The sequence below is a fragment of the Streptomyces sp. MUSC 14 genome (assembly GCF_001866675.1).
GTDB lineage: Bacteria > Actinomycetota > Actinomycetes > Streptomycetales > Streptomycetaceae > Streptomyces.
Genome location: NZ_MLYN01000045.1, coordinates 20,490 through 37,939 on the forward strand (window position 1 = coordinate 20,490; position 17,450 = coordinate 37,939).

Sequence of the window (17,450 nt, forward strand, 5' to 3'; positions counted from 1 at the left end):
GGCGGCCCGGTCCGGTGTCACGGCGGGCCCGGATCGGCGGAGCGGGGAGGCCGGGCCCAGCCCAGCGACCGTTCCACCGCCCGCTGCCAGTTCTCGTACTCCGCCGCGCGCCGCTCGGGGTCCATGTCGGGCAGCCACTGCCCGGCCCGGTGCCAGTTGCGGCGCAGCACCTCCAGGTCCGGCCAGTAGCCGGCGGCGAGCCCCGCCGCGTACGCGGCGCCGAGCGAGACCGTCTCGGCGACCATGGGCCGCACCACGGGCACGTCCAGCACGTCGGCCACGAACTGCATCAGCAGATTGTCCGCGGTCATGCCCCCGTCCACCTTGAGCTGCTGGAGGGGCACCGAGGAGTCGGCGTTCATGGCGTCGACGACCTCCCGGGTCTGCCATCCGGTGGCCTCCAGCACGGCCCGCGCCAGGTGCCCCTTGGTGATGTACGAGGTGAGACCGACGATGACCCCGCGGGCGTCGCTGCGCCAGCGCGGTGCGAACAGCCCCGAGAACGCGGGGACGATGTAGCAGCCGCCGTTGTCCTCGACCGTCCGGGCGAGTGTCTCGATCTCCGGGGCGCTGCTGATCAGGCCCAGCCGGTCCCGGAACCACTGCACGAGCGCTCCGGTGACCGCGATCGACCCCTCCAGGGCGTAGGCCGGCCGCTGGTCCCCGATCTTGTAGGCGACGGTGGTGAGGAGCCCGTGCCGGGAGCGCACCATGTCGGCGCCGGTGTTGAGCAGCAGGAAGCTGCCCGTTCCGTAGGTGCACTTCGCCTCGCCGGGGGAGAAGCAGGTCTGGCCGAAGAGCGCGGCCTGCTGGTCGCCCAGCGCGGCCGTGATGGCGACGCCCGGCAGCACCGCGCGGGCGTCGCCGTACAGCTCTGCGGACGACCGGATCTCGGGCAGCATCGAGCGGGGCACCCCGAAGAAGGCGAGCAGGTCGTCGTCCCAGGCCAGCGAGCGGATGTTCATCAGCATCGTGCGGCTGGCGTTGGTGGCGTCGGTCATGTGCAGGCCCCCTTGCGGGCCCCCGGTGAGGTTCCAGATCAGCCAGCTCTCCATGGTTCCGAACAGCACCTCGCCGTCGTCGGCACGCCGCTGGAGCCCCTTGACGTGGTCGAACAGCCAGCGGATCCGCAGCGCCGAGAAGTAGGTCGAGGGCGGCAGACAGCATCGCTCCATGAAGAACTCCTCGCCGGGGTCGTCCCGCAGCTCCTCGACGAGCGGTGCCGTGCGGGTGTCCTGCCAGACGATCGCCCGGCCGAGCGGGGCGCCGGTCCGCCGGTCCCAGAGCACGGTCGTCTCGCGCTGGTTCGCCAGACCGATGGCGGTGACCTGACCTGCGTCGACACCGGCGACCGACAGGGCCTCGGGCACGACACGGCGGAGGTTCTGCCAGATCTCGACGGCGTCGTGCTCGACCCAGCCGGGCTCGGGGAAGTGCTGCTGGTGCTCCTTCTGCGCCACCGAGACCAGCCGCCCGCGGCGGTCGAACAGGATGCATCGGGTCGAGTTGGTGCCCTGATCGATGGACATTACATACCGTTCAGCCATGATCGGGTCTGCCTTCCGAGGGGTCGAGGAGGCGGCCGGCCCGGCCTACCATCGGGTGGCTCCGAGGTCCCGGGAGATCGCCCGTGAGGCCTCGCGGATCAGGGTGATCAGACTCGGGCGGGGGCGGCCCTGGCTGTCGCAGATCCGCTCCACCGCCCCGGACAGTCCGATGGCGCCGACGACGAGGCCGCCGTGCCCCCGGATCGGCGCGGCGAGCCCGGCCTCGCCCATGCTCATCTCCTGGATCTCGGCGGCCCAGCCCGCCTCCCGGACCTCGGCGAGCGCCCGGGCGAGCTGCTCGCGGTCGACGAGGGTGTGCCGGGTGTACGCCTCCAGCCCCGTCTCCCCGGCGGTCTCGATCGTCGCGGTGCCGTAGGCGAGCAGTACCTTGCCCAGCGAGGAGGCGTGCAGGGGCAGCAGCGAGCCCACGTCCAGGGTCTGGAAGGTGTCGTCCGGCCGGAACACGTGGTGGACGACGAGTACGCTGCCCTCCAGGGGCGTGCCGAGGCGAACCGTCTCCCCGCTGCGGGCGGCGAGGGCATCGGCCCAGTTCAGGGAGCGCGAGCGCAGCTCGTTGACGTCCAGGTAGCTGGTGCCCAGGTGCAGCAGGGCGGCTCCGAGCTGGTATTTCCCGGTCGCCGCGTCCTGCTCCACGAAGTCCACGTGCTGAAGCGTGCGCAGGATGCCGTGCGCGGTGCCCTTGGCCAGTCCCAGGGAGGCGGCGACCTCGCCGAGCCCGAGACGGCGGGGCCCGCCGGCGAGCAGCCGCAGGATCGCCGCCGCCCGTTCGATCGACTGGACCGGTCCGGCCATGAGGCGAGCCTATTACCGCCGTGGACGCTTCGCCGTACGGGCGGGCCGCGCCCGGGGAGCCCCCGGGAGATCCGCGTTCGGTAATGCCGACCGCCGTTCATTGACCTGTCTGAATTGTCTACGTAACTTGCTGCTCAGCCGGTATGCGCCGGGACTCGGCGCCGCACCGGTCGCTCACATCACCGGGAGAGACCATGGCGGCACAGCTGAACACGCTGCTTCGGGCGGCGGCCTACCACCACGTGTGTCCGGTGCCGCCCGTCGCCGGCGCCGTCTCCGCCGTACGCCGCAGCACGGCGGCGATCCTCGCCGAGTGGAGCCTGCCCCCGGACGTCGTCGAGGACGCGCTCCTCGTGGTGTCCGAGCTGGTCACCAACGCGATCATCCACGCCTGCCCGCCGGCCGTGCTGCGGGTGTCCTGGAGCCCCGACGGCGACGCCCGCACGATGAGCATCGAGGTGACCGACACGGGACCCGACCTCGCGACGGGCTGCTCCCGCGCCGGGATCGACCCGGACGAGCACGGCCGGGGCGAGACGATCGTCCGTGCCCTCGCCGCACGTCACGGCATACGCGTCCACCCCGGCGGGGTCACCCGCTGGGCCGAACTCGCGATCGCCCGGGATGGGGCCTCCGCCGGGCCCGGACGGGTGGCGGCCGCTGATCCGCCAGAGCGCTGTGCCCGGATTGCGTAGATATTCTGTGAGGTGTGATCGAGTCTGGGCGGCCACGGCTCCGCCACCGCCGCGGCCGGGGGAGCTTTGTGCGGCTGTCGCCGGTCGTCCTGACCGTCGTCATCGCAAGCCTGGCCTATTCCACCCCTCCGGACATGGCCTTCAGCCGACTCCTGCCCGCGGCGCCGGCCCTCGCCGCCTCCATGTGGCCGGTGCTCCCCACCGTCCTGCTGGGCACGGTCTGCCTCTTTCTGATGATCGGGCTCAGTCTGGTGTTCCCCGGGCTGGGGACGTGGTGGACGGCCGCGGGGATCATCGCGGTCACCGTGGCGGCCGCGTACGGCAGCCACGTCCGGCTCCAGCGGGAGCGGACCCTCTTCCAGGTGCGGCTCGTCGCCGACGCGGCGCAGCAGGTCGTGCTGAGCCCCATGCCGCACCGCCTCGGCAGCGTCGAGATCGAGTCGCTGTATGTCGCGGCCGCGGCGGAGGCCCGTATCGGCGGGGACTTCTACGAGGTGGTCGACACGCCCTACGGGGTCAGGCTGCTCATCGGTGACGTGCGGGGCAAGGGCCTGCCGGCGGTGGGGGCCGCCGCGGCGATCGTCAACGCCTTCCGGGAGGCGGCCTACGGCGAGGCCGACATGGTCGGTGTCGCGCGCCGGCTGGACGCCAGCAGCACCCGCTACAACGCCGCCTTCCCCTCCGAGGGGCTGATGGAGCGCTTCGCCACCGCCCTGCTCGTCGAGATCCCGCACGAGGGCGGCCGTATCGGGATCCTCAACTGCGGCCACCCCCCGCCGCTCCTGCTGAACCACGGGAAACTCCGCGCCCTCGAACCCACCACCCCCTCGCCGCTGCTCAACCTCGCGGACCTGATCGGCGATCACTACAGCGTCGACACGTTCGACTTCACCCCCGGCGACCTGCTGCTCCTCTACACCGACGGGGTCGCCGAGGCCCGCGCCCACGACGGCGAGTTCTTCCCGCTGGCGGCCTGGATGCGCCGGCAGCCCCCGACGCCGCCGCACGAACTGCTCACGGCTCTCCACCGCGACCTGCTGCACTACAGCAGAGGACGCCTCGACGACGACATCGCCGCCCTCGCCGTACGCCTGTGCGAACCCTCGGAGTGAGCCCGGCAGGCGCGCGCTTCGGCTCCGGCCGACGGCCACCGGCCGCCCGGCGCGGTCGTCGCCTGCGACGACCAGTGCGCCATCGGCGTCCCGGCCGCGCCGGCGCGACGTCGTCCGGCAGCCGGCAGGGATAGGTCTCAGCCGAGTCGGAGGTGTGACGGCCTGCGCGGGGACCGCGGTCAGAAGGTGTGCCCGCGCAGCTCAACGCACCCTTCCGCGTGGCTTCAGCGGTGTCGCCGGCAGGTCCGGTGCGGGCAGTGGGCTTCCGTCGTAGCCGCGCACCTCGCCGAAGCGGGTCCCCTTCATCCAGTCCTCGCGGGCCTCGACGATCTCTTCCTGGGACCGGCCGATGTAGTTCCACCACATGACGAGTTCCTCCGCGAACGGCTCGCCGCCCAGCAGCATGATCCCCGCGTCCGACTCGGCGCGCAGCGGAAGCTCGGTGCGGCCGCAGCCGAGGTAGAGCATGGAGCCCGGGAGCACCGGCACGTCGTCCACGCGTACCTCGCCGGACATCGCCAGCACGCCGTACTCGAAGTCCGGCTCCAGGGGGAGGCGGACGTCGGCGCCGCGGGTCAGGGCGAGGTCCGCGCCGATGATCGGGGTGTACGTCGTACCGGGGGAGGCCGAGCCGTCGAGGTCGCCCAGGATCACCGTGGCGGTCAGGCCCGCGGCGGTGACCGTCGGCAGGTCCGGGTGGAACTCGAACTCCGGGCCGGTGTGCCGGTGTTCGTCCGGCAGGGCGACCCAGAGCTGGGCGCCGTGCAGGAAGCGGGCGTGCGGCCGCGGGCTCTCCTCGGAGTGGCTGATCCCGTGGCCCGAGGTCATCAGGCCCAGCTGCCTGGGGCGGATCGTCTGGAGGCTGCCGGTCGAGTCGCGGTGCAGCACCTCGCCCTCGTGCAGCCAGCTCACCGTCTGCAGGCCGATGTGCGGATGCGGCGGGACCTGCATGCCGGGCTCGTCGGCGATGTCGTCCGGGCCGTAGTGGTCGACGAAGGCCCACGCGCCGATCATGCGCCGGCCCAGGTTGGGCAGCAGGCGCCGCACCTCGGTCGACTCGCCCAGCTTCACCTGACGGGGGCTCAGCAGCTCGCGCACGGGTTCGGCGACGACGAACCCACGGCCGCCGCAGACACTGGGTACGGGCGCGCGGTCAAGGTTGCTCATGCCGTCCAACCTAGCGGCCGGCGCCCCACGCCGCCGGGCGGACGGGCCACCCGACCCGCGAATGGCGTCCGAGCGGTGTCTTCGGGCCGGCGGGTCCACGAGGTCTCGCCGGTTCACGGGGGCCGGGGCGTGTCATCGAGCGGGTGCGCCGGCGGGGTCGAGCCGCATCGACCGGGCGGCGACGGAGCCGCCCGGCATCAGGGGGTGGTCCGCCGTCCCGCTCGTCTCGCTGGACGGGTGACAGACGGGCCGCGCCGGTCGCCGGTCGCGGGGGCGTGATCGGCACCGATGTGCGCGGAGCGGCGCCGGCGACCGAACGCGTCGATGGGCTGGGCGAGTTCCCCCTCGGCGGGCTCGTGCCCGGCACGCGTGGGCCGCTCGGCGATGCCCGGGTGACGTCGTCGCCGACGGTGCGTACGTCTTCTTTGGCCCGGACGGCGGCCGGTACACGCTGATCGCGGTCATGGAACTCGCCCACCCGGACGCGTAGTTCACCGGCGTGCAGTTCACCGGCACGTGGTGCACGGCTGCGACGCCTCCGGGTGCGGTGTGCTCGGGGACGGTACGGCCGTGTTCGAGGCGGTCGGGCTCGGGGCCGCTGAGGACGGCGCCTCCACGGTCGGGTGCGGGGGGCGGGCCGGCTCGGCCGGGCGGGACGGGCCGTCGTGCACCGTGAAGAACACCAGCGCGGCCACGGCGGCCAGCGCCAGCAGGCCCAGCGCGCCCCGGCGCAGCGGCACCCGGCGGGGCCGTACCGTCACGGTGGGCGGACGCAGCGGCCGCAGGTCGGCCGGGCCCACGGAGTGCGCCCGCGCGGCCAGGGCGGCCCGCAGCCGCTCCTCGACCTGTCCCGGTGCGCTGCCGCTACCGGAGTCGTTCATCGCAGCCCCTCCAGACGTCGGCCGAGGGCGTCCAGGGCCCGGCTGGCCGTGGACTTGACGGTGCCCCGGGACAGACCGAGCGTCGCCGCGATCTCGGCCTCGGTCAGATGCGACCAGTAGCGCAGCACCAGCACCTCCCGCTGCCGCCGGGTCAGGGTGCGCAGCGCGGCCAGTACCTCCCGGTGGTCCTCGTGCAGCAGCACGTCCTCCTCGGGGGCGGGCGCGTGCTCCTCGGGCGCGGGGGGATGTGCCCGTACGGTCCTGCGGCGGCGCAGCACCGAGCGGGCCGTGTTGACGACACTGGTGCGCAGATACGCTTCCGGGTCGTCGAGCGAGGCGAGCCGGTGGCCGTGCCGGCGCAAGAGCGCGGTGAAGGCGTCCTGGACGACGTCCTCGGCCGTCGGTACGTCGTCCACCAGCAGCACCGCCAGCCGGACCAGGGACAGCCGGCGGTGGTGGTACAACTCCTCGATGCCCGGCGGCAGTTCGGGGTGCGGAGCGGTGGTCGTACCGGTGCCCGGTGTCGTCGGTGCGGCGGGCGGTGTGTCCGTACGGGTGGCGCGGGCCAGCGCGCGGGCCCACGGCGGGCGCGGTCGCGGGAGCCGCCCGAACCGCCATCGGCGTGCGGGCCGCCACGGGGTGCCGGTCCGGTTCTGGGGCAGGACCGCCGCCGGTGGTGTCGCTGTCGTCATGGATCTCCCGGGGCCGGGCGGGGGAGCGGATCCGGTTCCCCGCCCGGCCCTGCTAGGTGCTACTGCCTCAGTGCCGCGGGGGTACCGGCGCCGGCGTGGGGTGGCCGTGCCGCGGTCCGTGCCCCGGCACCTGGCTCGGTACCGGGGCGGGCTCCGGCGCGCTGGTGGACGGCACCGGGCGCGGGGCGGCGGGCACGGGGCTCGAGGTGGCGGGCACGGGCGACGGCACCGCCGTCGGGGTCGCCGGTCCGGGCTGCGACGTGCTCGGCTCGGGCCGCGGGGGCCGCGTGCCCACCGGCGACGGCACCGGCGACGGGGTGGCCGGTCCGGGCTGCGACGTGCTCGGCTCGGGCCGCGGGGGCCGCGTGCCCACCGGCGACGGCACCGGGGACGGGGTGGCCGTACCGGGCGAGGACGGCACCGGGGACGGGGCGGCCGTACGGGCGGGGGAGTGGCTGTCGCTCTGGGCCGCCTGGGCGGTGACGGTGCCGGCGACGGCCAGGGCCGCGCCTACGGCGGAGACCCCCAGGGCGGCCCGCAGCCTGCGGACGGTGCTGGGGCGATGGGCTCGGTGTGCGGTCATGGGTTCCTTCGCTCGCTCGGGTCGGACAACTGGTCGAAGTGGAGGCCTCCACCCCGACAGACGTCCGGCCCCGGGCGAGGTTGCGGGTGCACCCCGAAGAATTCTCCGCGGCCCCGCTCAGCCCGTGCTACGGGGGAACTCCGTCGCCCCCGCCTCCGCGAAAGCCACCGCGTCCGCGTGCCCGAACAGGCCCGGCAGCCCGCCGGTGTGCACGAAGACCGTCTTCTCGCCCGGCCGGATGTCGCCGTCGGCGACGGCCGCGCGCAGACCGGCCAGGGCGCGGCCGGTGTAGACGGGATCGAGGACGAGGCCCTCGGTACGGGCGGCGAGCCGCAGTGCCTCGGCGGCCGGGCCGGTCAGCGTCGCGTACCCGTCGCCCACCTGGTCCCGGCGCACCCGCAGCTCCTCGGCCGTGACCTGGCGCGACGTCAGCGGTGTCGCGAACTCCGCGACCGCCGCGGCCGGGTCGGCCAGCGCGCCCACGTCGACACCGAGCACCGCGCCGGCGCCCAGGGCCGCGACCAGGCCGGCCATGGTGCCGCCCGAGCCGAGCGCGACCACCACCGTGCGCAGCTCGGGCAGCTGCTCGTCCAGCTCCTCGCCGCAGCGCACGTAGCCCCGGGCGCCGAGCACGCCGGACCCGCCGAACGGGATCAGCGCGGGCCGGGCACCCTCGGCCCGCAGCCGTGCGCACACGTCGGCCGCCGCCGCGTCGAGCCCCGCCCGGTCGACCTCGCCCGCCCACGCGATCCGCGCCCCGAACAGCCCGTCCAGGGCCAGGTTCCCGGACCGTGCGGCGCCGGGCTCGCCCCGCAGCACGAGAACGGCGGCCAGGCCCAGCCGGGCAGCCGCGGCGGCGGTCAGCCGGGCGTGGTTGCTCTGCGGGGCGCCGGTGGTCACGAGCGTGTCGGCGCCCTCGGCGAGCGCCGCGCCCGCCGTCCACTCCAGCTTGCGGATCTTGTTCCCGCCGCCGCCCGGACCGGTCAGATCGTCCCGTTTGATCCACAGGTCCTCCGGGCCGAGCCCGAGCGCGGCGGCGAGCCGGGGCGCGGGTTCGACGGGGGTGGGGAAGCTGCCGAGCGAGACGGGGGAGGGGTTCATGGCGTATGTCCTTCGGCGCCGGTCGGGCGCGGTTCAGGTGCGGATCGCGGTCGTCGCGGACCAGTCGATCACACCGGAAGCAGCCGGGCGATCAGGGCGCTGAGCTGACGAGCCGTACGGCACTCGTGCATCTCGACCAGTTCCGCGTAGGCGGGTGCGGCCGAGTCGCCGGTGCCCCAGCGGTCCTGGGGCTCCGGGTTCAGCCAGTACACGCGCCGGGCGCGCCGGGCGACCTCGCGCACGGCGGCCAGGTTCGGATCGCTCATGTTGGTGCGGGCGTCGCCGAGGACGAACACCGTCGTGCGCGGGCCGACCGCGGCGCCGTACCGCTCGGCGAACTCGCCCAGCGCCACGCCGTAGTCGCTGCTGCCGTGCCAGCCGGTCAGCGTGGCCTCGGCGCGGATGCGGGCTCCGAGCCCGTCCGGGTCGGCGCGGCCGTGGTCGAGCAGTGCGGTCACCTCGTCCAGCCGGTTGACGAAGGCGAACACCCGGATCTTGCTGAACTGGTCGTGCAGCGCCTGCACCAGCAGCATCGTGAAGTCAGAGAAACCCGACACCGAGCCGGACACGTCGCACAGCAGGACCAGTTCGGGGCGGACCGGGCGGCGCCGGCGCAGCACCGGCCGCATCGGCACCCCGCCCGTGGACAGCGAGGACCGCAGGGTGCGGCGCAGGTCGACGGAGCCGCGCGCGGCCCGGCGCCGGCGCGCGGCCAGCCGGGTGGCCAGCTTGCGCGCGAGCGGCTGAACCGCCCTGCGCAGCTCGGCCAGTTGGTCCCGGCCCGCGAACAGGAAGTCCACCCGGTCCGCGGTCGGTACGACACCGCGCCGGGCGATCTCGTCCGCTCCGCGCCGCTCGGCCACCCGGCGCCGCGCCTCCGCGCCGACCATCCGCCGGAACTGCTCGATCCGGGCGCGGATCTCGTCGTCCAGCAGCCGGTCCGCGAAGCCGCTGCCGCTGCCGCTGCCGTCGCCGCTCCCGCCCCGCAGGTCCGCACGTACGCGGGCCAGCAGGGTCTGCGGGCGCAGCCGGTCGAGGGTCTGGTACGCCGAGAAGCCGTCGGCGCCGGGCGAGCTGCCGTATCCGCCCATGCCGTCGACGGCCTCGGCCGCCAGCCGGGCCATCATCACCTGATCGCCCGCGGCCAGCGCCTCGGCCAGGCGGTCGCGCAGCTCGTCCCGGTCGGATCCGGAGCCGTCCGGGCCGCCCGTCGCGCGCGGGAAGTACAGGTCGAAGACGGGGTCGAACACCGCTCGCTGCCCGGGGCCGTGCAGCAGCGTCGCGGCGAGCCCCTCCCGCAGCAACTCCCGGTCGGCGAAGCCGAGTTCCCGCGCGGCGCGGGCCGCGTCCACGGTCTCGCCGGTGCCGATCCGCATCCCGTGCGCGCGCAGCGCCCCGACCAGGCCGGTGATCCGCTCGGCGACCTCGGTCACAGGGCGTCCAGGTCGAGCTTCGCCGCCGCCTTCTGGATGTCGTCCTGGTGCTTGAGGATCACCCCGAGGCTGTCCCGGACGACCGTCTCGTCCAGCGCGCCGGCGCCCAGGGCCAGCAGGGTGCGCGCCCAGTCGATGGTCTCGGCGACGGACGGCGCCTTGCGCAGGTCCATCGCGCGCAGCGCGCCGACCACCCGGACGACCGACGCGGCCAGCGCCTCGGTCAGGCCCGGCACCTTCAGCCGGACGATCCGCCGCTCCAGCTCCTCCTCGGGGAAGCCGATGTGCAGGAACAGACAGCGCCGGCGCAGCGCCTCGGACAGCTCCCGGCCGGCGTTGGAGGTGAGGACGACGAACGGGCGGCGGGTCGCGCTGACCGTGCCCAGCTCCGGGACCGTGATCTGGAAGTCGCTGAGCACCTCCAGCAGCAGGCCCTCCATCTCGACGTCGGCCTTGTCGGTCTCGTCGATCAAGAGCACCGTCGGCTCGTCGCCGCGGATGGCGGTGAGCAGCGGGCGGGGGAGCAGGAACTCCTCGCTGAAGATGTCGGTGCGGGTCTCGTCCCAGCTCTCGTCGCGGCCCGCGCTGATGCGCAGCAGCTGCTTGGCGTGGTTCCACTCGTACAGCGCCCGGGACTCGTCCACGCCCTCGTAGCACTGGAGCCGCACCAGCCGGGCTCCGGCCACCTGGGCCACGGCCTTGGCCAGCTCGGTCTTGCCCACCCCGGCCGGGCCCTCGACCAGCAGCGGCTTGCCCAGCCGGTCGGCGAGGAACACGGTCGTCGCGACGGTGGGCGAGGCGAGGTAGCCGGTCCCGGCGAGGCGGGCGGAGACGTCGTCGACGGACGTGAACAACGGGGCCTCCGGCGGGTCGGGGAGCGGGATCCGGACTCCTATCTAAGCGCTTGTTCACCGTCCCTGTCACGTGCATACACCGATCGGTTTCCCGACCGCCCGTCCGCCGGGTAGCCTCGCCGTATGGCCACCACCACCGACAGGGCGTCCTCCCGCGACCGGCTGCTCGACGCGGCCGCCCGGCTCTCCTACCGCGACGGCGTCGGCATCGGCATCGAGGCCCTGTGCCGGGAGGCGGGCGTCTCCAAGCGATCGATGTACCAGCTCTTCGACAGCAAGGACGCGATGCTGGCCGCGAGCCTGGAGCAGCGGATCCCGCGCTACGAGGCCCGCCTCGCGCACCCCGACCCGGACCACGCGACCCCGCGCGAGCGCATCCTCCATGTCTTCGAGCAGGTCACCGGCGCCGCCGCGGACCCCGACTACCGCGGCTGCCCCTACCTGGCCGTCCTGGTCGAGCTGAAGGACCCCGAGCACCCGGCGAGCGTGGTCGCCCGCGCCGTCAAGCAGCGGCTGACGGAGAGCCTGCGTGCCGAGGCCGAGCGCGGCGGCGCCCGCGACCCCGAACTGCTCGCCCGCCAGCTCGTCCTGGTCTTCGACGGCGCGAGCGCGCGGGCCGGCGCGCGGGTCGAACACCTGGAGGACGGACTGGCCGTGACGACCGCGACGGCGCTCATGGACGCGGCGGGGATGGACTGAGCCGGCCGTCGGCCGCCTGCAGGCCGGTCCCGGCCGCGCGGCGCGGCCGCCTGCCCGCACAGCCCCGCGCCCCGTACGGGCCAGCACAACGCGCCCCCGCGCTCGCCCGCCCGGTCCAATGAGACGGTGACCACCCCGCCGCACGACTGCCTCGCACGCAACGCCTGGATCTGCGGCGCCTATCTGCGCACCCGCCGGCAGATCCTGCTCGACGCGACCGTCCAGCACCTCCAGCTGACCGCCCTGTCGGTCCTCGTCGGCCTCGTCATCGCCGTGCCGCTCGCGGTGCTGGCCCGCCGCTGGCGCTGGGCGGCAGGACCGGTCCTCGCCCTGACGACGATCCTCTACACCATCCCGTCGCTCGCCATGTTCTCCCTGCTCCTGCCGGTCTACGGCCTGTCCGCCGGCCTCGTCGTCGCCGGACTCGTGCTGTACTCCCTCACCCTCCTCGTCCGGAACATCCTCGCGGGCCTGCGCGCGGTCCCCGAGGAGACCCGGCAGGCCGCGCGCGGACTCGGCTACGGCCCGGTCCGCCTCCTGCTCACCGTCGAGCTGCCGCTCGCCCTGCCCGCCGCGATGGCGGGGCTGCGCATCGCCACCGTGTCGGCGGTCTCCCTGGTCACGGTCGGCGCGATCGTCGGCTTCGGCGGCCTCGGAAACCTCATCTACGCGGGCATGAACACCTACTTCAAGGCCCAGGTGCTCACCGCGTCGGTGCTGTGCGTGCTGATCGCCGTCGCCGCCGACCTGCTCCTGCTCGGCGTGCAGCGGCTCGTCACACCGTGGACGAGGGCCGGCCGGGCCCGCGCGCCCGCCGCACGCGGGCGGCCGAGCACCCGGCTCCTCGGGACGAGAGCGGGCCGCGCATGAACGACCGGACGGCGGCCCGGCCGTGAACACGCTCACCGCGGCCTGGCACTGGCTCACCGACCCCGCGCACTGGTCGGGCGACGACGGCATCCGGCACCGGCTGCTCCAGCATTTCGTCCTCACCGTCGTCTGCCTCGCCGTGAGCTGCGCGCTCGCGCTTCCGGTCGCCCTGGTCCTCGGCCACCTCGGCAGGGGCGGCGCGCTCGCCGTGAACCTCTCCAACGCCGGCCGTGCCGTGCCCACCTTCGCCGTCCTGGTGCTGCTGCTCCTCACCCCCGTGGGCCGATGGGGGGAGGGACCCACCGTGGTGGCACTGGTGCTGTTCGCCGTCCCGCCGCTGCTCACCAACGCCTACGTCGGCATGCGTGAGGTCGACCGCGGCGTCGTCCGGGCGGCCCGCGGCATGGGGATGACCGGAACGCAGATGCTGCTGCGCGTGGAGCTGCCCCTCGCGCTCCCGCTGGTCATGACCGGGGTGCGGATCGCCGCCGTCCAGCTCGTCGCCACCGCCACCATCGCCGCGCTCGCGGGCGGCGGCGGCCTCGGCCGGATCATCACCGCCGGATTCAACCTGGCCAGCACCCCTCAGGTGGTCGCCGGCGCGATCCTGGTCGCCGCGTTCGCGCTCGTCGTCGAGGGCGTCTTCGAGACCGCCGAACGCCTGGCACCGGCGTGGGCCAGGGGCGGCCGATGAGAAGAGCCCTGCCCGCCGTCCTCCTGCTCCTCGCCCTGACCGGCTGCGCCACCGGCCCCTCCCTGGAGAACCGCGGGGCGGTCACCGCACCGCCCGGTGACAGCCACCACCTCACGATCGGCTCCGCCGGCTTCACCGAGAGCGACCTGCTCGCCCAGCTGTACGCCCAGCTCCTGAACCGGGCCGGCTACCGCACCTCGATGATCACGGTCGCCAACCGGGAGCTGTACGAACCGGCCCTGGAGTCCGGCCAGATCGACGTCGTGCCCGAGTACGCGGCCACCCTCGCCGACTGGCTGAACGCCAAGACCCACGGCGCCGACGCCACCCCCGTCGGCTCACCCGACCTCGACGCGACGATGCGGGCCCTGCGCGGGCTCGCCGCCCCGCGCGGCCTCACCGTCCTGCCGCCCGGCCGCGCCGTCGACCAGAACGCCTTCGCCGTACGCGCCGACTACGCCCGCGCACACCGCCTCAAGAACCTCAGCGACCTGGGCGCCTCGGGGCTGAGGGTGCGCCTCGCGGCGGGCGACGAGTGCATTCAACGGCCTTACTGCGAACCGGGGTTGAAGAAGGTCTACGGCATCGACGTCACCGGCGTCGACCCCAAGGGCGTCGGCACCACCCAGGCCAAGCGCGCCGTGCAGGCGGGCCGGGACCAGATGGTGCTGACCACCAGCACGGACGCCACGCTGGACCAGTTCGGCCTGGTGCTCCTCGCCGACGACAAGCACCTCCAGAACGCCGACTACATCGTCCCGGTCGTCAACCGCTCCCGCGCGGGCGGCGAGGGCGTGACCAAGGCGCTCGGCAGGCTCAACGACGTCCTGACGACGGCCGACCTGGCGTCCATGAACCAGCAGGTCGACAGCTGGCGCCGGCTGCCCGCCGACGTCGCCCGCACCTATCTCACGGACAAGGGCCTGCTGAAGTAGCCCGGCCGGCCGCACCCGTCGGCGCCGTCCGGTTCAGGCGTCCGACACCGAGTCGAACGGCACCTGCCCCCGCGCCACGCCCCGCGCGTCCGCGTCCACCGAGCGGCGCAGCGCCTCGTGCAGCTTCGCCGGGGTGAGGACGCCGAGGAAGCGCGCGCCGTCCAGCACCGCGACCCACCCGGCGTCGTACTGGAGCATCACCCCGAACGCCTGCTTCAGCGGCGCGCCCACCGGCACCCACGCGGTCATCCGGTGCGTGCGCTCGCCGACCGTGCCGCCCGCCGCCAGCGCGTCGAGGCCGACCCAGCCGTGCAGATCGCCGTCCGGGTCGAGCACGACCGCCCAGCGCGCCCCCTCGGCCCGCAGCCGCTCCTCGGCCCGCCCGGCGGGCTCGTCCAGCCGGGCCACCGGCGGCTGCTCCAGGTCGTCCGGCTCGATCTCGGTGACCGACAGCCGTTTCAGGCCGCGGTCGGCGCCCACGAAGGAGGCGACGTACGGCGTGGCGGGCGCCCCCAGCACCGCCCCCGGCGTGTCGAACTGCTCGATCCGTCCCTGCCCGTACACCGCGATCCGGTCACCGAGCCGGACCGCCTCCTCGATGTCGTGCGTGACCAGCAGCACCGTCTTGCGCACCGCGGCCTGCATGCGCAGGAACTCGTCCTGCAACTGCTCGCGCACCACCGGGTCGACCGCGCCGAACGGCTCGTCCATCAGCAGCACCGGCGGATCCGCGGCGAGCGCCCGCGCCACCCCGACCCGCTGCCGCTGCCCGCCGGACAGCTGCTCCGGGTAGCGCGGACCGTACGTCGCCGGGTCGAGCCCGACCAGATCGAGCAGCTCCGCGGCCCGCGCCCGGGCCTTCGCCCGCTTCCAGCCGAGCAGCGCGGGCACCGTCGCGGTGTTGTCCAGGACGGTGCGGTGCGGGAAGAGGCCCACCTGCTGGATGACGTACCCGATCCGCCGGCGCAGCCGCACCGGGTCGACGCGGGCGACGTCCTCGCCCTCGACGAGGATCCGGCCCGAGGTCGGCTCGATGAGCCGGTTCACCATCATCATGGTCGTCGTCTTGCCGCAGCCGGACGGCCCGACGAGGGTGACCAGCTCGCCCTCGTCGACCTCGAAGGAGAGGTCGTCCACGGCCGTCGTACCGTCCGGATACCGCTTGGTGACCTGCTCGAACCGGATCATTCCCCCACGCTAACGGCGCCGTCCGCGCCCTGCCCGCCGGCGTGGCGGAACGGAGCCCGGTCAGCCGAGCAGGACCACCTCCAGCGTGCGCGGGCCGTGTACGCCCTCGACCCGGTCCAGCTCGATGTCGCTCGTCGCCGAGGGGCCCGAGATCCACGTCAACGGCCGGGCCGGATCGAGGCGTTCGAGGGCCTCGGGCACGGAGGAGACGACCTGGTCCGGGACCCGGACGACACAGATGTGGTGGTCCGGGATCAGCGTGATGCGGCGCCGGCCCTGGTCGGGGGAGCCGTCCAGGACGATCGTGCCCGTCTCGGCGATCGCCACCGCACACCCCGTCACCACACTGCCCACCCGGTCCAGCTGCTGCGGTGTGCTCACCGCCCGGTCGTGGATCCGCACCGGGTCCGCGGCGGACATCCACTCCGGCGGCAGCCCGGACGGCACCAGCACCTCCGGCGAGCCGCGCTCGGCCAGCAGCCGCATGACCAGGTACGGCAGCTCCTCGGCAGCGGTGCGGTGCACGAGCGCCCGGTAGTCCGCCAGGTTCTCCGCCAGCAGGTCCACCGTCTCCTCGGTGGTACGCCGCCCGTGCGCGCGCAGATAGTCCCGGCCCACGGCTTCCTCGTACGGCCGCTCGTCCGGGACCACGTCGGCGAGCGCCCGTCGCACCCGGCCCAACACCCTTTCCCTGCTGCTCACTTGGCCTCGTCCTTTCCGCCGCGGGTGCGCTGCCACCAGTCCCGGAACGGCTGCGCCGGCACCGGGGGCAGGTCCCGGGTGCCGGTCCAGGCCCGGCCCGGGCCGGGCAGGGTGCGGGGGTGCAGCCGGCGGGTGCGGGAGGCGATCCGCTGTCCGGTGCGCAGGGCGCCGGGGCGGGCCAGCGCCCAGCGGGCCGCGCGCATGGCCGCGCGCTCGGCCGCGTGTCCCCTGGCGGGTTTCAGGAGCACCCGGTTGCCCTCCCGCACGGCCGGACCGCCCTCCGCCACCCGCTCCCGCAGGTGCACCAGCACCTCCGGGATGTCGATGGCCACGGGACAGACCTCGTAGCAGGCCCCGCACAGGCTCGACGCGTACGGCAGCGAGGCGTCGATCTCGCTCGCGGTGCCCCGCAGTTGGGGGCTGAGGACGGCGCCGATCGGGCCCGGGTAGACCGAGCCGTAGGCGTGCCCGCCCGCGCGCTCGTAGACCGGGCAGACGTTGAGACAGGCCGAGCAGCGGATGCAGCGCAGGGCCTGGCGGCCGACCCGGTCGGCGAGGGTGTCGGTGCGGCCGTTGTCGAGCAGGACCAGGTGGAAGGCGCTCGGACCGTCGCCGTCGGTGGTGCCGGTCCACGTCGAGGTGTACGGGTTCATGCGCTCGGCGGTCGAGGAGCGGGGCAGCGTCTGGAGGAAGACCTCCAGGTCACGCCAGGTCGGTACCACCTTCTCGATGCCCACGACGGAGATCAGCGTCTCGGGGAGGGTGAGGCACATACGGCCGTTGCCCTCGGACTCCACGACCACCAGGGTGCCGGTCTCGGCGACCATGAAGTTGGCGCCGGAGACGCCCACCTTGGCGCGCAGGAACTTCTCCCGCAGATGCAGCCGGGCCGCCTCGGCGAGTTCGGCGGGTGTGTCGGTCAGGCCCTCGGGGGCCGGGCGGCCCCACGCGCCCATCTCCTTCGCGAAGATGTCCCGGATCTCGCCCCGGTTGCGGTGGATGGCCGGGACGAGGATGTGCGAGGGCCGGTCCCTGCCCAACTGCACGATCAGCTCGGCGAGATCGGTCTCGTAGGCGCGGATGCCCTCGTCGAGAAGGGCCTCGTTGAGCCCGATCTCCTGCGTGGCCATCGACTTGACCTTCACGACCTCCGACTCGCCCGTCTCCTTGACGAGCCGGGTGACGATCCGGTTGGCCTCGGCGGCGTCCGCCGCCCAGTGGACCGTGCCGCCCGCCGCGGTGACCGACTCCTCCAACTGCTCCAGATACCGGTCGAGATGGCGCAGCGTGTGGTCCTTGATGCGCCGGCCCGCCTCCCGCAGCCCGGCCCAGTCGGACACCTCCGCCACCGCTCTGGCCCGCTTGGCGCGGATGGTGTGCGTGGCGTGCCGCAGATTGGCGCGCAGGGTCGCGTTGCCGACGGCCTCTTCGGCCGCCTCCGGGAACGCCGGGTGGGTGGGCGGGGGAAATGCCGGGTGGGAGGG

The 17,450-nt window shown here is 74.3% G+C and carries 18 protein-coding genes; 6 read left to right on the forward strand and 12 right to left on the reverse strand.

Translation table 11 applies throughout. The annotated features are described in order from the left end of the window. Positions 1 to 17: 17 nt before the first annotated feature. Both glpK and BIV25_RS27645 read right to left on the reverse strand, forming a co-directional pair. Positions 18 to 1,547 (reverse strand): glycerol kinase GlpK, encoded by a 1,530-nt coding sequence (glpK, locus tag BIV25_RS27640; protein ID WP_071375155.1) that lies wholly within the window; start codon positions 1,545 to 1,547, stop codon positions 18 to 20. 45 nt (positions 1,548 to 1,592) lie between these two features. After that, entirely contained in the window at positions 1,593 to 2,360 is a 768-nt protein-coding gene (locus tag BIV25_RS27645; RefSeq protein ID WP_071375156.1) for an IclR family transcriptional regulator, read from the reverse strand. A 194-nt stretch (positions 2,361 to 2,554) separates the two neighbouring features. On the opposite strand from BIV25_RS27645, the gene BIV25_RS27650 reads away from it, so the two are divergent. After that, positions 2,555 to 3,055: an ATP-binding protein gene (locus tag BIV25_RS27650; RefSeq protein ID WP_071375157.1), complete on the forward strand. Its 501-nt coding sequence runs from the start codon at positions 2,555 to 2,557 to the stop codon at positions 3,053 to 3,055. A 68-nt stretch (positions 3,056 to 3,123) separates the two neighbouring features. Beyond that, positions 3,124 to 4,167: a PP2C family protein-serine/threonine phosphatase gene (locus BIV25_RS27655; protein WP_079176925.1), complete on the forward strand. Its 1,044-nt coding sequence runs from the start codon at positions 3,124 to 3,126 to the stop codon at positions 4,165 to 4,167. A gap of 201 nt (positions 4,168 to 4,368) precedes the next feature. Here BIV25_RS27655 and BIV25_RS27660 read toward each other — a convergent pair whose 3' ends face one another. From BIV25_RS27660 to BIV25_RS27690, 7 genes are all read right to left on the reverse strand, one after another. Next, positions 4,369 to 5,334 (reverse strand): pirin family protein, encoded by a 966-nt coding sequence (locus BIV25_RS27660; RefSeq protein ID WP_071375159.1) that lies wholly within the window; start codon positions 5,332 to 5,334, stop codon positions 4,369 to 4,371. Positions 5,335 to 5,840: 506 nt separating this feature from the next. Continuing rightward, positions 5,841 to 6,215, reverse strand: coding sequence for a hypothetical protein (locus tag BIV25_RS27665; RefSeq protein WP_071375160.1), 375 nt, complete (start codon positions 6,213 to 6,215; stop codon positions 5,841 to 5,843). Further along, positions 6,212 to 6,907 carry an RNA polymerase sigma factor gene (locus tag BIV25_RS27670; protein ID WP_071375161.1) on the reverse strand — a complete coding sequence of 232 codons (696 nt, stop codon included), beginning with the start codon at positions 6,905 to 6,907 and terminating at the stop codon, positions 6,212 to 6,214. The genes BIV25_RS27665 and BIV25_RS27670 overlap by 4 nt, the downstream gene beginning before the upstream one ends. A 67-nt stretch (positions 6,908 to 6,974) precedes the next feature. After that, complete coding sequence (locus BIV25_RS27675) at positions 6,975 to 7,490, reverse strand: hypothetical protein (RefSeq protein WP_071375162.1); 516 nt, start codon at positions 7,488 to 7,490, stop codon at positions 6,975 to 6,977. Between the two features lie 117 nt (positions 7,491 to 7,607). Continuing rightward, entirely contained in the window at positions 7,608 to 8,591 is a 984-nt protein-coding gene (locus tag BIV25_RS27680) for a pyridoxal-phosphate dependent enzyme (protein WP_071375163.1), read from the reverse strand. A gap of 68 nt (positions 8,592 to 8,659) precedes the next feature. Then, positions 8,660 to 9,967 (reverse strand): VWA domain-containing protein, encoded by a 1,308-nt coding sequence (locus BIV25_RS27685; protein WP_079176926.1) that lies wholly within the window; start codon positions 9,965 to 9,967, stop codon positions 8,660 to 8,662. 53 nt (positions 9,968 to 10,020) lie between these two features. Continuing rightward, positions 10,021 to 10,878: a MoxR family ATPase gene (locus BIV25_RS27690; RefSeq protein WP_071375165.1), complete on the reverse strand. Its 858-nt coding sequence runs from the start codon at positions 10,876 to 10,878 to the stop codon at positions 10,021 to 10,023. 123 nt (positions 10,879 to 11,001) lie between these two features. Between BIV25_RS27690 and BIV25_RS27695 the strand changes: the two genes are divergently transcribed. The 4 genes from BIV25_RS27695 to BIV25_RS27710 all read left to right on the forward strand — a co-directional run bounded on the left by BIV25_RS27695 (position 11,002) and on the right by BIV25_RS27710 (position 14,076). Further along, entirely contained in the window at positions 11,002 to 11,577 is a 576-nt protein-coding gene (locus BIV25_RS27695) for a TetR/AcrR family transcriptional regulator (RefSeq protein ID WP_071375166.1), read from the forward strand. A gap of 126 nt (positions 11,578 to 11,703) precedes the next feature. Further along, positions 11,704 to 12,447, forward strand: coding sequence for an ABC transporter permease (locus BIV25_RS27700; RefSeq protein WP_071375167.1), 744 nt, complete (start codon positions 11,704 to 11,706; stop codon positions 12,445 to 12,447). Positions 12,448 to 12,469: 22 nt separating this feature from the next. Next, a complete protein-coding gene (locus BIV25_RS27705; protein ID WP_071375168.1) occupies positions 12,470 to 13,141 on the forward strand; it encodes an ABC transporter permease in 672 nt (223 codons plus the stop codon). Then, a complete protein-coding gene (locus tag BIV25_RS27710; RefSeq protein WP_071375175.1) occupies positions 13,138 to 14,076 on the forward strand; it encodes an ABC transporter substrate-binding protein in 939 nt (312 codons plus the stop codon). The genes BIV25_RS27705 and BIV25_RS27710 overlap by 4 nt, the downstream gene beginning before the upstream one ends. A gap of 33 nt (positions 14,077 to 14,109) precedes the next feature. Here the strand turns inward: BIV25_RS27710 and BIV25_RS27715 are convergent, their stop codons facing one another. The 3 genes from BIV25_RS27715 to BIV25_RS27725 all read right to left on the reverse strand — a co-directional run. Continuing rightward, positions 14,110 to 15,264, reverse strand: a complete 1,155-nt coding sequence (locus tag BIV25_RS27715; RefSeq protein ID WP_071375169.1) for an ABC transporter ATP-binding protein — start codon at positions 15,262 to 15,264, stop codon at positions 14,110 to 14,112. A 60-nt stretch (positions 15,265 to 15,324) separates the two neighbouring features. Next, complete coding sequence (locus BIV25_RS27720; RefSeq protein ID WP_071375170.1) at positions 15,325 to 15,966, reverse strand: lactate utilization protein C; 642 nt, start codon at positions 15,964 to 15,966, stop codon at positions 15,325 to 15,327. Then, a partial coding sequence (locus BIV25_RS27725) for a lactate utilization protein B (protein WP_256256117.1) occupies positions 15,963 to 17,450 on the reverse strand: 1,488 nt, incomplete at its 5' end. The genes BIV25_RS27720 and BIV25_RS27725, both read right to left, overlap by 4 nt.

Bases quoted from the DNA above. Each gene is read 5' to 3' on its own strand.
- glpK (WP_071375155.1), bottom strand. From the start codon at position 1,547: ATGGCTGAACGGTATGTAATGTCCATCGATCAGGGCACCAACTCGACC.
- BIV25_RS27645 (WP_071375156.1), bottom strand. From the start codon at position 2,360: ATGGCCGGACCGGTCCAGTCGATCGAACGGGCGGCGGCGATCCTGCGG.
- BIV25_RS27650 (WP_071375157.1), top strand. From the start codon at position 2,555: ATGGCGGCACAGCTGAACACGCTGCTTCGGGCGGCGGCCTACCACCAC.
- BIV25_RS27660 (WP_071375159.1), bottom strand. From the start codon at position 5,334: ATGAGCAACCTTGACCGCGCGCCCGTACCCAGTGTCTGCGGCGGCCGT.
- BIV25_RS27665 (WP_071375160.1), bottom strand. From the start codon at position 6,215: ATGAACGACTCCGGTAGCGGCAGCGCACCGGGACAGGTCGAGGAGCGG.
- BIV25_RS27670 (WP_071375161.1), bottom strand. From the start codon at position 6,907: ATGACGACAGCGACACCACCGGCGGCGGTCCTGCCCCAGAACCGGACC.
- BIV25_RS27675 (WP_071375162.1), bottom strand. From the start codon at position 7,490: ATGACCGCACACCGAGCCCATCGCCCCAGCACCGTCCGCAGGCTGCGG.
- BIV25_RS27680 (WP_071375163.1), bottom strand. From the start codon at position 8,591: ATGAACCCCTCCCCCGTCTCGCTCGGCAGCTTCCCCACCCCCGTCGAA.
- BIV25_RS27685 (WP_079176926.1), bottom strand. From the start codon at position 9,967: ATGCGGATCGGCACCGGCGAGACCGTGGACGCGGCCCGCGCCGCGCGG.
- BIV25_RS27695 (WP_071375166.1), top strand. From the start codon at position 11,002: ATGGCCACCACCACCGACAGGGCGTCCTCCCGCGACCGGCTGCTCGAC.
- BIV25_RS27710 (WP_071375175.1), top strand. From the start codon at position 13,138: ATGAGAAGAGCCCTGCCCGCCGTCCTCCTGCTCCTCGCCCTGACCGGC.
- BIV25_RS27715 (WP_071375169.1), bottom strand. From the start codon at position 15,264: ATGATCCGGTTCGAGCAGGTCACCAAGCGGTATCCGGACGGTACGACG.